We start from the raw sequence: 14,370 nt of genomic DNA on the forward strand, positions 1-14,370 counted from the left end.
CAAAGTAGGCGGATTAACTGACGCTAGTCCAGCACAAAACCGTAGGATTTCCGGCGAAACCCGTTGATTTATGGAGGAATGGCCGTGCAGCCCGTCATCGTGAGCGATCCCCTCGGCCTCCACCGCGTCCTGGAGCCGCCCGGGTCCCTGCCGCAGGCCGCCCAGCGGCTCGACACCCGCCGCGAGCTGTGGCCCGACGAGGTGCGGATCCGCGTGGAGCGGCTGAACCTCGACGCGGCCTCCTACCGCCAGCTGGCGAGCCGCCACACCGACGCCACCGGGTCGCTCGACGCCGACGCCCTGCGCGCCGAGGTGCTCGCGATCATCACCGGGCGGGGCAAGATGCAGAACCCCGAGACCGGCTCCGGGGGGATGCTCGTCGGCGTCGTCGAGGAGGTGGGGGAGCGCTCTGCGCTCGGCCTCGCCGTCGGCGACCGGGTCGCCACCCTGGTCTCCCTGACGCTGACGCCGCTGGTCGTCGAGGACCGACTGGCGCGCTGGGACGGGCGCGGCGAGCAGGTCCCCTGCGACGGCTACGCCGTGCTGTTCGGGCGCTCCATCGCGGCCCGGCTGCCCGAGGACCTGTCCGCCGAGCTCTCGCTGGCGGTGATGGACGTGTGTGGCGCGCCGGCGCTGACGGCCCGCGTGGTGGGTCAGTACGACGCGCCGACGGTCGCGGTCATCGGCGGGGCCGGGAAGTCCGGGTCGCTGAGCCTGGCCGCCGCCCGCGCGGCCGGCGCCGCCCGCACGGTGGGAGTGGTGCCGACCCAGGCCGAGGCCGAGCTGCTGCGCGGCACGGGCCTGGCCGACGAGGTCGTGGTCGCCGACGCGCGGGACCCGATCGCGCTGCGCGACGCGGTCCGGGCGGCGGGCGGCCCGGCCGACGTGAGCGTGGTCTGCGTCGACGTGCCGGGCTGCGAGGGCGGAGCCGTGCTGGCCACCGCCGACGGCGGCACGGTCGTCTTCTTCTCGATGGCCACGTCGTTCTCCGCCGCCGCCCTGGGGGCGGAGGGGGTGGCCGCCGACGTCACCATGCTGATCGGCAACGGCTACGTGCCCGGCCACGCGGCGTACGCGCTGGAGCTGCTGCGCCGCACCGACGGCGTCCGGAGTCTGTTCGAGCGCCGCCTCGCTGCCGAGACGACCTATGCGACCCAGACGACCGAGACGACCGAGGCGGCCGAGACCGCGCCGGCCCAGAGCAGGGAGATCCCCGCATGAGCAAGCTCGACCTCGACCCGGGCACCGTCGCCCGGGCCCGCGACCTGGCGGCCCGGGTGGGGCGCCCCATCGTGGATCTCGCCCAGCAGCACACCACCGTGGCGGTGGAGCGCGCGACCCTGCGCCTGGCCGGGTTGGGTGGCGCCGACGCCGACGGCATCCCCTGGGCAAACCGCCTGCTCGACTGCGTGCGCGGCGACCTGGCCGAGGACGGCGGGCTCGCGCACGGCGTGGCGCTGCCGGTCTGGGACGCGATCGTCCGCGGCGAGGCCCCCGACCTGGCCGTCCTCGCCGAGAAGGCGTCCGCCGGCTCCGTGCGGTTCCGGCTGCCCGCGGGCCGCGACGCCGAGCGGGCGCGCGCCGCGGCCCGGGTCGGCGTGCAGGCCGGCCTACGACGCATCGACGCGCGGCGCACCGAGCGCGAGCAGTTCGTCGCCGGGGTCGGCGACGCGCCACGCACCCCGTGGATCTACCTGATCGTGGCGACCGGCGACATCCACGAGGACATCCCGCAGGCCCAGCAGGCTGCCCGCGAAGGCGCCGACGTGATCGCGGTGATCCGCTCCACCGGGCAGAGCCTGCTGGACTACGTCCCCGAGGGGGCTACCCGCGAGGGCTTCGCCGGCACCTACGCCACCCAGGAGAACTTCCGGCTGATGCGGGCGGCGCTGGACGAGACCAGCCGCGAGCTGGGCCGCTACGTCCGGCTGACCAACTACGCCTCCGGGCTGTGCATGCCGGAGATCGCGGTGCTCGCCGGGCTCGAGCGTCTCGACATGATGCTCAACGACTCCATGTACGGGATCCTCTTCCGCGACATCAACCCGGTGCGGACCTTCGTCGACCAGCGCTTCAGCCGCCAGGTCCACGCCCGCGCGGGGATCATCATCAACACCGGCGAGGACAACTACCTCACCACCGCCGACGCGATCGAGGCCGCGCACACGGTCACCACCAGCCAGCTGCTCAACGAGTTCTTCGCCAAGGAGGCCGGTCTCGAGGACTGGCAGCTGGGCCTGGGGCACGCCTTCGAGATCGACCCCGACGTGCCCGACTCGTTCCGCCTCGAGCTCGCCCACGCCCTGCTCGCGCGCGAGCTGTTCCCCGACGCGCCCCTGAAGTGGATGCCGCCCACCCGGCACATGAGCGGCGACGTGTTCCGCGGGCACCTGCTCGACGGCTTCTTCAACCTGGCCGGCGCGCTGACCGGCCAGGGCATCCTGCTGGTCGGGATGATGACCGAGGCGGTGGTCACCCCGTGGCTCTCCGACCGCGACCTGGCGCTGCAGAACGTGCGCTACGTGCTGCAGGCGGCCGGCAGCCTGCACGAGGACTTCCGCCCGGCTCCCGGCGGCGTCATCGTGAGCCGCGCCCACCAGGTCCTGGGGGAGTCCCTGGAGCTGATGGAGCGCATCCTCGAGCACGACGACGGCCTCCTCGACGCCATCGCCGACGGCACCTTCGGGCTGATGAAGCGCCCCGCCGACGCCGGGCGCGGCCTCGACGGCGTCGCCGTCAAGTCGGAGATCTACCACAACCCCGCCACCGAGCTGCTGGAGGAGCGATGAGCATCGTCCGTCCCTACGGGGACACCTCAGGGGACGGCATGGTGCAGATGTCGTTCACGCTGCCGCTGCCCCACGACAAGGTCGCCGAGGGGGCGGCGGTCCAGCTGGCCAACAAGATGGGCATGGACCCCGCGCTGGTGGCGCACGCGCGGCCGCTCGGTGCCGGCTTCACGTTCTTCGTGGTCTACGGCCGGGTCAACCACCTGGTGGACACCAGCACGGTGGAGGTGGTCGAGCGCGACTACCCGCTGCTGACCCCCAAGGAGGTGAACGCGGCGGTCAAGGAGCGCCTGGCCCGGCGCCTGGTGGTGGTCGGCGGCTGCATCGGCAGCGACGCGCACACGGTCGGCATCGACGCGATCCTCAACATCAAGGGCTTCGCCGGGGAGAAGGGGCTGGAGTACTACCGCGAGATCAAGGTGGTGAACCTCGGGGCGCAGGTCTCGGTGCCGCACCTCGTCGAGCGTGCGCAGGCCGAGCAGGCCGACGCCGTGCTGGTCTCCCAGGTCGTCACCCAGCGCGACGCCCACCTGCTCAACACCCGCGAGATGTCGGCCGCCTTCCGGGAGGCCTACCCCGTCGAGCGGCGCCCGCTGCTGGTGGTCGGTGGTCCGCGCTTCGACGAGCGGATGGCCGGCGAGCTCGGGGTCGACCGGGTGTTCTCCCGGGGCACCACGCCGGGCGAGGTCGCCAGCTTCCTGGTGCACCGGGTGACGACGAGGATGGCCTCATGAGCAGCGCACCGAGCCCGGTCCCTGGCCTGCGGGTCACCCACCGCCGCTACGTCCCCTACTCCCACGCCCACTACGCCGGCAACCTCGTCGACGGCGCCTACTCCCTCGGCCTGTTCGGGGACGTGGCCACGGAGATGTGCATCCTCACCGACTCCGACGAGGGGCTGTTCGCGTCGTACGACGACGTGCAGTTCCGCGCCCCGGTCCGGGCCGGGGACGTGCTGGAGGTGAGCGCCGAGCTGATCCGGGTGGGTCGACGCTCGCGGGTGATGTCGTTCGCCGTACACGTGGTGGCGCGTGGCGCCGCGACCCCGGAGGCCCCCGGTGCCGCGAGCGTCCTGGCCGAGCCACTGCTGGCCACCGAGGCCACCGGCACGGTCGTGGTGCCGCCGCGCTGACGGTGCCGCCCGGCGAGGCGGCGTGTCCCGCGCGACACGCCGCTACGTCTCGATAGCCGGCATCGTCACAGCCTCCGGATCCGACGCGCTGACCTGCGCAAACGCGCGTCGTCGCAGGTCAGGGGCCGGTTGACAGGGCGGGCTCGGTCAGACCAAGGTGCCGAGGTCCTCCCACGCAGCTCGCGGTGGGGACACCGGCGTCCGAGTGGCCGTGTCGAAGGGTCGGGTACCACGAACCCTGGCGACATTGTTCACGGAGGTCGGTGCTCCCTCGTGAGGGCGGACACGGAAGGGGCCCGCGCGCCGTAGACAACTTCCCGCCGCCGACAGCCAGTCGGTTCCGGGTTGGTCCGAAGCGTGCGGGCGCCCTTCCGTTACCTGCTCGCCCGCGTCCCCCGAGGTACCGTGGGGGAGTGCTGCTGCGGACCCTCCTCGCCCTGGGCGCCGGCGCTCTCCTCTCGCTCGCCTTCGAGCCGGTCGGCCTGACCCTGCTCGTCCCGGTCGCCCTCGCCGGCCTCGCGCTGTGCCTGCGCGGGCTCCGGGCCCGCCGGGCCTGGCTCCCGGGCCTGGCATTCGGCGCCGGCTTCTTCTACCCGCTGCTGTTCTGGATGCGGGTGGTCGGGGTGGACGCCTGGCTGGGGGTCGCCGCGGTCGAGGCGCTGTACCTAGGTCTTCTGGGGGCGATCGCCGCGGCGCTGATGCGGCTGCCCGCCTGGCCGCTGTGGTTCGCGGCCGCGTGGACCTCGGTGGAGGCGCTGCGGGGCTCGTGGCCGTTCGGCGGCTTCCCGTGGGGGCGCCTGGCCTTCGCCACCGTCGACACTCCATTCGCCGGCGCGCTGCCGTGGGTCGGTGCCGTCGGCGTCGGCTTCCTGCTCGCCCTGCTCGGGGCCACGCTCGCCTGGGCGGTGCTCGAGGTGCGGCGGCGGCCCCTGCCGGCGCTGGCCACGCTCACGGCCGTCGCCCTGGTCGCCACCCTGCCCGCTCTCGCGCCGTACGACGTGGAGCCGGTGGACACGGTGGACGTCGCCGCGGTCCAGGGCGATGTGCCCGGGCGCGGCGACGACATCCTGCTCGACCATCGCCAGGTCACCGCCAACCACGTCGAGGCCACCGTGGCACTGGCCGAGGAGACGGCCACCCCCCGCCCGGACTTCGTGGTCTGGCCGGAGAACTCCACCGCCGTGGACCCCTTCGGCGACGGCGGGGTCAACGCCGGGATCCGAGAGGCCTCCGAGGCGATCGGCGTGCCGATCCTGGTGGGCGCCATCGTGGACGGGCCGCAGGAGGGTCAGGTGCTCAACCAGGGCGTCGTCTGGGACCCCGAGACCGGGGGTGGCGACCGGTACACCAAGCGGCACCCGGTGCCGTTCGGGGAGTACATCCCCTTCCGCAACAGCCTGCTCACCCAGGGCGTGAGCCGGCTCGACCTGGTGGCACGCGACATGCTGGCCGGCACCGGGACCACGCCGCTGCGCATCGGCGACGCCCTGGTCGCCGACGCCATCTGCTTCGACGTCGCCTACGACGACGGCATCCACGCCCAGATCCGCGAGGGCGGTCAGCTGCTGGTGGTGCAGACCAGCAACGCGATGTTCATCCACACCAGCCAGATCGAGCAGCAGTACGAGATCAGCCGGCTCCGGGCGCTGGAGACCGGGCGCTACACGGTCGTCGCCGCGGTCAACGGCGTCTCCGGCATCATCGCCCCCGACGGCGAGGTCCTCGAGCAGGCCGACGAGCGGACGCGCACCGTGCTGCGGGCCGAGGTCGGGCTCGTCGACGAGCTCACCCCGGCGGTCCGGATCAGCCCCTGGCTCTCCCGCGCCGCGGTCGCGCTGACGGGGATCGGCCTGGTGCTGGTGTGGCTGGCGTATCGTCGTAAGTCTCGGGTGTCCGCCAGGAACCCGGGTGACCCAGACGGCACTGCGCAGGAGACAGCGTGAGCAACGAGGAGACGCGCGGTCGCGTCGTGATGGTGGTCCCGACCTACAACGAGGCTGCCAATCTCGAGTCGATCGTGCGCCGGCTGCGCACGGCGTCCCCGACCACGGACGTGCTGGTCGTCGACGACGCCTCGCCGGACGGCACCGGCGACATCGCCGATCGGCTCGCCGCGCAGGACCCGCAGGTGCACGTGCTGCACCGCACCGCCAAGACCGGCCTGGGTGCGGCGTACCTGGAGGGCTTCGGCTGGGCCCTGGACGCGGGCTACGACGTGGTGGGGGAGATGGACGCCGACGGGTCGCACCAGCCCGAGGAGCTGCACCGCCTGCTGTCCGCCCTCAGCGAGGCGGACCTGGTGATCGGCTCGCGCTGGGTGCCGGGAGGATCGGTGGTCAACTGGCCGCGGCGCCGCGAGCTGCTCTCGCGCGGCGGCAACCTCTACGTCCGGCTGCTGCTCGGGATCGGGGTGCACGACGCCACCGCCGGCTACCGGGTCTTCCGCCGCGCCGCACTGGAGAAGATCGACCTCGCCTCGGTGCAGTCCACCGGCTACGTCTTCCAGACCGACCTCGTCTGGCGCACCCTCGACGCCGGCCTGCGGGTCGCGGAGGTGCCGATCCGGTTCGTGGAGCGCGTCCACGGCGACTCCAAGATGACCGCCCCGGTGGCGGCCGAGTCGCTGCGCCGGATCACGGCCTGGGGTCTGCGCGAGCGAGGACGCCAGCTGCACCAGGCGGTCTCCAGGATCCGGGCCAAGGTCGCGCGATGAGCTGGGCGAGCCCCGAGTACGGCGCGCCCCGGCGTGGTCGCCGCGGCTGGGTGTGGCTGCTGCTGGCCGCCTTCGTCGTCGTACCCCTGGTGGAGGTCTACGTCCTGATCCAGGTGGGCCAGGTGATCGGCGGATGGTGGACCATCGCGCTGCTCATCCTGGCCGGCGTCGTCGGCAGCTGGCTGATGAAGCACGAGGGCGCCCGGGCCTGGGCGGCGCTGCGTGACGCGCTGGCCAGCGGACGGATGCCGGCACGCGAGCTCGCGGACGGTGCGCTGATCCTGATCGGCGGCACGCTGATGCTCACCCCCGGCTTCGTCAGCGACCTGGTCGCGATGTTCCTCATCCTGCCGGTGACCCGGCCGCTCGCCCGCCGGGCGCTGACCCGCGTGGTCAGCCGCAAGCTGGTCGGGGGAGGCCCCGGACAAGGCAATCGCCCCGGACCCCGGTCCGATGGACCGGTGATCCGGGGCGAGGTGCTCGACGACTGAGTCGAGCGACTGCCGTGGGCAGGCTCCCTCAGGCGCTCGCCTTGCGCTTCTTCGCGTTGGCCCGGTGCAGGTGCGCCGGACCGATCTCGCCGCCGCGCAGCAGCTCGAGGCGCTCCTTGAGGATGTCCTCGAGCTCCTTCTCGGAGCGACGCTCCAGCAGCATGTCCCAGTGGGTGCGAGCCGGCTTCTCAGCCTTCACCTCGGGCACGATGCCGGAGGTGCTCAGCGCCTCCGCGCCGCACCGCGGGCACTCCCAGTTCGCGGGGATGTCGGCCTCGACCGACATCGTGATCTCGAACTCGTGACCCTGCTTGCACTGGTACCCGACCTGCTGACGCGCCGCGAACTCGATGCCGCGCTCGTCCTCGAAGCTCTGGCCACCGAGCCGAGCCCCACGCAGTGTGCGCTCCGCCATTGAGCCACCTCCAGATGACTGAAAAAACCATGTCCGACATTCGACGACACCCCAGGAGCAGGGCGCACGAGCACCCCTTGCCGTCGTGTCTGTTCAACGGTAGAGGTACCCCGGAGATTCCCGAAATCACGTGATGTGGCCTGCGCAACTACAACTGGGGGTGGGTGACCAGCGCAGAATCCTCCCGGATACGTCCCTTGACGGGGATGAGCAGGGCCAGTCCGAGCGCCAGCACCACCATGATCCCGAGGATGCCCCAGTGCTGGGCGTCGTCGATGTGGTCGCCGCCGGTGACGACCATCCCCAGCCACATGGCGCCTGAGAACAGGGCGGGCGCCAGCGGGCTGACCGCGCGGCCGGTGGTGGCGTAGAGACCGAACACCTGCCCCTCCTTGCCCTCGGGGATCAGCCGGGCGAGGAACGTGCGCGACGCGGACTGGGCCGGGCCGACGAAGACGCACAGCGTCAGGCCGAAGATCCAGAACACCATCGACCCGCGGTCGTGGAGCAGGAACACCATCAGGCCCGCGACGATCATCGAGGAGAGCGAGAGCACGATCACCCGCTTGGGACCGAACCTGTCGTCCAGGGCCCCGAAGGCGATGGTGGCGATGCCCGCGACCACGTTGGCGGCGATCCCGAAGACGATGACGCCGGAGTCGCTGAAGCCGAACACCTTGGCGGCGATCACGGCACCGAAGGTGAACACCCCGGCGAGGCCGTCGCGGAACACCGCGGAGGCACCCAGGAAGTACACGGTGTTGCGGTCGGTGCGCCACAGGTCGGCGACGGTGGCGAACAGCAGGCGGTAGGAGCCGATGAACCCGACCCGCTCGCCCCGGTCGGCGCGCCGGGTCTTGTCGTCGCGCACGGTGAGCAGCACCGGCAGCGAGAACAGCAGCGTCCAGCCGGCACAGACCAGCATCGTCACCCGGACGTCGAGGCCCTCGGCGCCGGTGATGCCGAAGACCCCCACCTCGGGGCTGATCAGCCCGAAGTACACGATCAGCAGCAGCACGATGCCGCCGATGTAGCCCAGTCCCCAGCCGAGCCCGGAGACCCGGCCCACGTTGGCCGGGGCGGAGATCTCGTTGAGCATCGCGTTGTAGTTGACCGAGGCGAACTCGAAGAAGATGTTGCCCGCGGCCACCAGCACCAGCCCGAGCCACAGGTAGTCCGGGCTGGGCTTCACCAGGAAGAGCGCCATCGAGGCCAGGATGACCAGCCCGGTGTTCAGCCCCAGCCAGAAGGTACGCCGCCCCGAGCGGTCGGCGCGCTGCCCGGAGATCGGGGCGAAGAGCGCGATCAGCAGGCCGGCCGCCGCGAGAGCCCAGCCGAGCTTCGCGGACGCCCCCGGCCCGAAGTCGTCGGAGGTGATGTAGACCGAGAACACGAACGTGGTGATCACGGCGTTGAAGGCGGCCGACCCCCAATCCCACAGGCCCCACGCGTAGACGGGCCAGCCGAAGCCGCGGCGCGTGGGCGCGGGCCTCTCGTCGGACAGCTGGGTCATGCCTCTCCCCTCCATAGGCCGCGCGCTCGCAGCACGCGCCTGAGTATGTCCGTGCGATCGGTCATCAACCCGTCGACACCACGCTCGATCAGCTGGACCATCTCGCCGGGGTCGTCGACCGTCCAGACGTGGACGTGCTTGCCGGCGGCATGAGCGCGGCGGACGAGGCCCGGCGTGGTCACCGTGAGCCCGCTGTGGCGATGGGGGATCTGCAGCGCCGCCACCCGCCCGCGGGTCAACCGGTCCGCCAGCCGGCCCGAGGGCAGGAACCGGAACGCCAGGACCTCGAGGGCGTGCGCCGAGGTGGGGACCCGGCCCCGGACGATCCTGCGGAAGGCATTGAGCCGCCGGCCGGAGAAGGAGCCGACCAGCACCCGGTCCCAGGCGTCGTGCTCGGCGATGAAGCGGGCCAGGGCCGGCACGGAGCCGGCGGACTTGAGGTCGATGTTGAAGCGCGCCTCGGGGAACCGCTCGAACAGCTGGGCCAGCGTCGGCACCCGTTCGACGCCGCCGATCAGCGCCTGCTGCACCTCGGCGTGGGTCAGCTTGGCGATCTCACCCTGGCGGTCGGTGACCCGGTCGAGCACCTGGTCGTGGAAGGCGAGCAGCACGCCGTCCGCGGTCACGTGGACGTCGGTCTCCAGGTGGGTGAAGCCGAGGTCCACCGCGTGCGCGAAGGCGGCCAGCGTGTTCTCCAGCCCTTCGATCTCCGGGTGGTAGGCACCACCCCGGTGAGCGAACGCCAGCACCCCGCCCGGCGGGTCGAGGACCGTGTCGAGGAAGGGGTAGCCGGTCCGAGGCGTCGACGGCCGGTGCGCCGTGGGGCGCTGGGGGCTGCTCACCGGGGCAGTATGCCCCGGTCCACTTCTCAGATGTCGCGGAAGGGCTCGATGTTGGCGCCGAGCAGGTTCAGCCGTTCGGCCAGGTCCTCGTAGCCGCGGTGGATGACGTAGGTCGAGCGCAGCACCGACGTGCCCTTGGAGGCCAGCATCGCGAGCAGGATCACGACCGCGGGGCGCAGCGCCGGGGGACAGACGATCTCGGTGCCCGAGAAGTGGGTGGGGCCCTCGATCATCACCCGGTGCGGGTCGAGCAGCTTGACCTGGCCGCCGAGCTTGTTGAGCTCGACCAGGTAGATCGCCCGGTTCTCGTAGACCCAGTCGTGCAGCAGCGTCTGGCCCTCGGCGACCGCGGCGATGACCGCGAAGAACGGCAGGTTGTCGATGTTGAGGCCGGGGAACGGCATCGGGTGGATCTTGTCCAGCGGCGCGTGCAGCTGCGAGGGCTTGGTGGTGAGGTCGAGCAACCGGGTGTGGCCGTTGAGCGCGACGTACTCCTCGGAGCAGCTGTAGACGAAGCCCATCTCCTCCAGCAGGGCCAGCTCGATCTCGAGGAACTCGATCGGCACCCGCTTGATGGTGATCTCGGACTTGGTGACGATGGCGGCGGCCAGCAGCGACATCGCCTCGATCGGGTCCTCGCTGGGCGCGTAGTCGACGTCCACGTCGATCTCCGCGCGTCCGGTCACCCGCAGCGTGGTGGTGCCGATGCCCTCGACGTCGACGCCCAGCTTCTGCAGGAAGAAGCAGAGGTCCTGGACCATGTAGTTCGACGAGGCGTTGCGGATCACCGTGGTGCCCGGGTGCAGCGCGGCGGCCATCAGCGCGTTCTCGGTGACGGTGTCGCCGCGCTCGGTGAGCACGATCGGCCGGGCCGGCTCGATCGCCCGGTTCACGCTGGCGTGGTACATCCCGTCGCTGGCCTTCACGTCGAGACCGAACGGCCGCAGCGCCGACATGTGCGGCTCGACGGTGCGGGTGCCGAGGTTGCAGCCGCCGGCGTAGGGGAGCTCGAACTCCTCCACGCGGTGCAGCAGCGGGCCGAAGAACATGATGATCGAGCGGGTACGGCGCGCGGCGGTCTCGTCGATGTTCGCCAGGTCCAGGTGGGCCGGCGGCACGATCTCGAGGTCGTTGTCCGCGTTCAGCCAGCGGGTCTGCACGCCCAGGCTCTCCAGCACCTCGAGCAGGCGGTTGACCTCCTCGATCCGGGCGACCTTGCGCAGCGTGGTGCGGCCGCGGTTGAGCAGCGAGGCGCACAGCAGCGCGACCCCGGCGTTCTTGGAGGTCTTCACCTCGATCGAGCCGGACAGGGTGGTGGGGCCGGTCACCCGCAGGTGGGTCGGCCCCGCGCCGAGGGCGACGATCTCGGAGTCGAGCGCGGCGCCGATGCGCGCGATCATCTCCAACGAGAGGTTCTGGTGGCCCTTCTCGATCCGGTTGATCGCGCTCTGGCTGGTGGCCAGCAGCTCGGCGAGCTGGGTCTGGGTGAGCCCCCGGTGCTTGCGGGCGTCACGGATCAGGTTGCCGATACGGCCCTTGTAGTCCTGGGTCATGGGACGACGGTATCTCAGATATGAGATACAGCAACTTCGCCGGGACTCCGGATCCGGGGGCGGATCGGGGCACCCGTGGCAGGATCGGGGCCATGCGAGCCACTACCATCCACGCGCCACGTGACATCCGTCTCGAAGAGGTCCCCGTGCCGACGATCTCGGCACCGACCGACGCCATCGTACGCGTCACCGCGGCCTGCGTGTGCGGGTCGGACCTGTGGTCCTACCGGGGCGAGAACGACATCACCGCCGGCGCCACCATCGGTCACGAGGCCGTGGGCATCGTCGAGGAGGTCGGCGCGGAGGTCCGCAGCTTCAAGCCCGGGGACTTCGTGATCATCCCGTTCTGCCACTGCGACAACACCTGCGCGCACTGCCGCGCCGGCGTCCAGTCCGCGTGCGAGAACCTCGCGATGACCGCGAGCGGGCAGGCGGAGTACACCCTGGTCCACCAGGCGGACGGCAGCCTGGTCACCACCGACGGCACCCCCGATCCGGCGATGCTGCCCTCGCTGCTGGCGCTGACCGACGTGATGGCCACCGGCTGGCACGCCGCGGTGGCGGCCCGGGTGAAGCCGGGGGACACCGTGGTGGTGGTCGGAGACGGCGCCGTCGGCCTGTGCGGCGTCCTGGCCGCCGCGCAGATGGGCGCGGAGCAGGTGGTCGCGATGTCGCGCCACGAGCCGCGCCAGGCGCTCGCCACCCAGTTCGGGGCCACCCACATCGTCGCCGAGCGCGGCCGCGAGGGCGGGGAGCGGATCAAGGAGATCACCGCCGGCGTCGGGGCCGACGCGGTGCTCGAGTGCGTGGGCACCGACCAGGCGATCAAGACGGCCTTCGGCGTGGCCCGCCCCGGGGCGACCGTGGGGTTCGTCGGCGTCCCGCACGGCGTGGAGCTCCCGGTGCGCCGGATGTTCCAGAAGAACGTCGGCCTGGCCGGTGGGATGGCGCCGGTGCGCCGCTACCTGCCCGAGCTGCTGCAGCTCGTGCAGACCGGGGCGATCGAGCCCGGGCTCGTCTTCGACCTGACCCTGCCGCTGGACGACGTCGCCGAGGCCTACCGCGCCATGGACGAGCGGCGCGCGATCAAGGTCATGCTCCAACCGTGAGGGCCTCACGATGACGGGCCTCGTCCTCGGCCCCCTGATGCGCTACGTCGACGAGACCTGCGCGAGCGTCTGGGTGGAGACCGAGAGCGCCGCCACGGTGACGGTGCGTGCCGGGGAGCATCGCGCGCAGGCGGCGACCTTCGCCGCCCACGGCCACCACTACGCCCTGGTCGACCTCACCGGGCTCACCCCCGGAACGGTGACCCCCTACGCCGTGGAGCTCGACGGCACCCAGGTGTGGCCGCCGGCCGACTCGCCCTATCCCGCGCCGGTGATCGCGACGCTGGAGCCCGGCAAGGCGCTGCGTCTCGCGTTCGGGTCGTGCCGCACCAGCGTCAGCCACGACCGCGCGGGCAACCGGACGCACGGTGTCGACGCGCTGCGCGCCTACGCGCTGCGGATGGCGGGGATCACCGAGTCCGGCTCCGACTGCGACGACGGTCGCTGGCCGGACCTGGTGCTCTTCCTCGGTGACCAGGTCTACGCCGACGAGACCACCGCCGAGATGCGCGAGTTCATCAGCTCGCGACGCGACATCGACGAGGAGCCGGGCGCAGAGCTCCAGGACTACGAGGAGTACGCCCACCTCTACCGGCTCGCCTGGAGCGACCCGGCCAACCGCTGGCTGCTCTCGACGCTGCCCAGCGCGATGATCTTCGACGACCACGACATCCGCGACGACTGGAACACCAGCCACACCTGGCGACAGCAGATGGAGGCCACCTCGTGGTGGCACGGCCGGATCGTGGCCGGGCTCGGCTCCTACTGGGTCTACCAGCACCTGGGCAACCTGTCGCCGGCGCTGCGCGCCCAGGATCCGCTGTGGCAGCGGGTCACGTCGTACGACGGGCCCGGCGAGGTGGATCTGAGCGATGACCTGGACGCGTTCGCGGACCGCGCCGATCAGGCCCCGGAGAGCTACCGCTGGAGCTTCGCGCGCGACTTCGGCGAGCAGGCCCGGCTGGTGGTCGTCGACTCCCGGGCGGCACGGGTGCTCGAGCCCGAGCGGCGCTCGATGCTCGCCCCGGCGGAGCAGGAGTGGCTCGACGCGCAGATGCAGGGCGGCTTCGAGCACCTGCTGGTCGGCACCTCGCTGCCGTTCCTACTGGCTCCGGGTCTCCATCACGTGGAGGCCTTCAGCGAGGCGCTGGCGCAGGGCGCCTGGGGCCGGCGGGCCGGCCGGGTGGGGGAGCGGCTGCGCCAGGGGGTCGACCTCGAGCACTGGGCCGCCTTCCGGGAGGGCTGGTCGGCGGTCGCGCGGATGACCCTCGAGGTCGCCGCCGGACGCCGAGGCCCTGCCCCCCGCACCGTCACCTTCCTCTCCGGCGACGTGCACCACAGCTTCGTCTCCGAGGCGGTGCCCGATCCGCGGGTGCCGGCCGGCCGGGTGGAGATCCAGAGCCGGATCATCCAGGCGGTGTGCTCGCCGATCCGCAACCCGCTGCCGCGGTTCATGCGGTGGATCACCGCGGTCCTGTCCTACGGCGTGGCCGGACCGGTCGGGCACGTCGTCTCGCGGCTGGCCAAGGTCCCGCGCCCGATGCTGCGCTGGCGGTTGACCCGCGGGCCCTGGTTCGACAACAACCTGGCCACCCTCGAGGTGACCCCGACCGGCCTCCGGATGTGGTGGTCGCGCGGCGACGTGCGGCACGGACGCCACGACCGGCCCGTGCTGCGCCGGGTGGCGACGATCGAGGTCGAGTCCCCCCTGCCGGACCCCGAGCGCGAGGGGCGCGCTTGGAGCACGCCGCGGCAGAGCACTTAGGGGGCGTGGCTCCGCCGCGGCGCGAACCTGCATTGTGTCGTGTCCGCA

General features: G+C 71.9%; 13 protein-coding genes. 9 read left to right on the top strand and 4 right to left on the bottom strand.

From position 1 onward, the window contains the following. Window positions 1-84: 84 nt before the first annotated feature. The 7 genes from kdd to AC6EI4_RS11100 all read left to right on the top strand — a co-directional run bounded on the left by kdd (window position 85) and on the right by AC6EI4_RS11100 (window position 7,125). Window positions 85-1,221, top strand: coding sequence for an L-erythro-3,5-diaminohexanoate dehydrogenase (kdd, locus tag AC6EI4_RS11070; RefSeq protein ID WP_498451466.1), 1,137 nt, complete (start codon window positions 85-87; stop codon window positions 1,219-1,221). Further along, window positions 1,218-2,789, top strand: a complete 1,572-nt coding sequence (kamD, locus tag AC6EI4_RS11075; protein ID WP_498451467.1) for a lysine 5,6-aminomutase subunit alpha — start codon at window positions 1,218-1,220, stop codon at window positions 2,787-2,789. Before kdd ends, kamD begins: the two co-directional genes overlap by 4 nt. Beyond that, complete coding sequence (gene kamE, locus AC6EI4_RS11080; RefSeq protein WP_498451468.1) at window positions 2,786-3,523, top strand: lysine 5,6-aminomutase subunit beta; 738 nt, start codon at window positions 2,786-2,788, stop codon at window positions 3,521-3,523. The genes kamD and kamE overlap by 4 nt, the downstream gene beginning before the upstream one ends. Next, complete coding sequence (gene kal, locus AC6EI4_RS11085; RefSeq protein WP_498451469.1) at window positions 3,520-3,921, top strand: 3-aminobutyryl-CoA ammonia lyase; 402 nt, start codon at window positions 3,520-3,522, stop codon at window positions 3,919-3,921. The genes kamE and kal overlap by 4 nt, the downstream gene beginning before the upstream one ends. Before the next feature lie 413 nt (window positions 3,922-4,334). Further along, window positions 4,335-5,864 (top strand): apolipoprotein N-acyltransferase, encoded by a 1,530-nt coding sequence (gene lnt / locus AC6EI4_RS11090; RefSeq protein ID WP_498451470.1) that lies wholly within the window; start codon window positions 4,335-4,337, stop codon window positions 5,862-5,864. A 29-nt stretch (window positions 5,865-5,893) separates the two neighbouring features. Further along, a complete protein-coding gene (locus tag AC6EI4_RS11095; protein WP_498451601.1) occupies window positions 5,894-6,634 on the top strand; it encodes a polyprenol monophosphomannose synthase in 741 nt (246 codons plus the stop codon). After that, complete coding sequence (locus AC6EI4_RS11100; protein WP_498451471.1) at window positions 6,631-7,125, top strand: FxsA family protein; 495 nt, start codon at window positions 6,631-6,633, stop codon at window positions 7,123-7,125. Before AC6EI4_RS11095 ends, AC6EI4_RS11100 begins: the two co-directional genes overlap by 4 nt. Window positions 7,126-7,153: 28 nt before the next feature. Here the strand turns inward: AC6EI4_RS11100 and AC6EI4_RS11105 are convergent, their stop codons facing one another. From AC6EI4_RS11105 to AC6EI4_RS11120, 4 genes are all read right to left on the bottom strand, one after another. Continuing rightward, window positions 7,154-7,540 (bottom strand): RNA polymerase-binding protein RbpA, encoded by a 387-nt coding sequence (locus AC6EI4_RS11105; RefSeq protein ID WP_498422742.1) that lies wholly within the window; start codon window positions 7,538-7,540, stop codon window positions 7,154-7,156. 148 nt (window positions 7,541-7,688) lie between these two features. Further along, on the bottom strand, window positions 7,689-9,053 hold the full coding sequence (locus AC6EI4_RS11110) for an MFS transporter (protein WP_498422740.1): 1,365 nt from the start codon (window positions 9,051-9,053) through the stop codon (window positions 7,689-7,691). Next, complete coding sequence (locus tag AC6EI4_RS11115; RefSeq protein ID WP_498451472.1) at window positions 9,050-9,895, bottom strand: glycerophosphodiester phosphodiesterase family protein; 846 nt, start codon at window positions 9,893-9,895, stop codon at window positions 9,050-9,052. The genes AC6EI4_RS11110 and AC6EI4_RS11115 overlap by 4 nt, the downstream gene beginning before the upstream one ends. Window positions 9,896-9,921: 26 nt before the next feature. Next, window positions 9,922-11,448, bottom strand: coding sequence for a helix-turn-helix domain-containing protein (locus tag AC6EI4_RS11120; RefSeq protein WP_498422736.1), 1,527 nt, complete (start codon window positions 11,446-11,448; stop codon window positions 9,922-9,924). Window positions 11,449-11,540: 92 nt separating this feature from the next. On the opposite strand from AC6EI4_RS11120, the gene AC6EI4_RS11125 reads away from it, so the two are divergent. Both AC6EI4_RS11125 and AC6EI4_RS11130 read left to right on the top strand, forming a co-directional pair. Next, window positions 11,541-12,557, top strand: coding sequence for a zinc-dependent alcohol dehydrogenase family protein (locus AC6EI4_RS11125; RefSeq protein WP_498451473.1), 1,017 nt, complete (start codon window positions 11,541-11,543; stop codon window positions 12,555-12,557). A gap of 10 nt (window positions 12,558-12,567) precedes the next feature. Continuing rightward, window positions 12,568-14,322, top strand: coding sequence for an alkaline phosphatase D family protein (locus AC6EI4_RS11130; protein ID WP_498422733.1), 1,755 nt, complete (start codon window positions 12,568-12,570; stop codon window positions 14,320-14,322). The last annotated feature ends 48 nt before the right edge of the window (window positions 14,323-14,370 follow it).

The organism is Nocardioides sp. Z43_10, from assembly GCF_059766615.1.

Bases quoted from the DNA above. Each gene is read 5' to 3' on its own strand.
- kamD (WP_498451467.1), top strand. From the start codon at position 1,218: ATGAGCAAGCTCGACCTCGACCCGGGCACCGTCGCCCGGGCCCGCGAC.
- kamE (WP_498451468.1), top strand. From the start codon at position 2,786: ATGAGCATCGTCCGTCCCTACGGGGACACCTCAGGGGACGGCATGGTG.
- kal (WP_498451469.1), top strand. From the start codon at position 3,520: ATGAGCAGCGCACCGAGCCCGGTCCCTGGCCTGCGGGTCACCCACCGC.
- AC6EI4_RS11095 (WP_498451601.1), top strand. From the start codon at position 5,894: ATGGTGGTCCCGACCTACAACGAGGCTGCCAATCTCGAGTCGATCGTG.
- AC6EI4_RS11100 (WP_498451471.1), top strand. From the start codon at position 6,631: ATGAGCTGGGCGAGCCCCGAGTACGGCGCGCCCCGGCGTGGTCGCCGC.
- AC6EI4_RS11105 (WP_498422742.1), bottom strand. From the start codon at position 7,540: ATGGCGGAGCGCACACTGCGTGGGGCTCGGCTCGGTGGCCAGAGCTTC.
- AC6EI4_RS11110 (WP_498422740.1), bottom strand. From the start codon at position 9,053: ATGACCCAGCTGTCCGACGAGAGGCCCGCGCCCACGCGCCGCGGCTTC.
- AC6EI4_RS11120 (WP_498422736.1), bottom strand. From the start codon at position 11,448: ATGACCCAGGACTACAAGGGCCGTATCGGCAACCTGATCCGTGACGCC.
- AC6EI4_RS11125 (WP_498451473.1), top strand. From the start codon at position 11,541: ATGCGAGCCACTACCATCCACGCGCCACGTGACATCCGTCTCGAAGAG.
- AC6EI4_RS11130 (WP_498422733.1), top strand. From the start codon at position 12,568: ATGACGGGCCTCGTCCTCGGCCCCCTGATGCGCTACGTCGACGAGACC.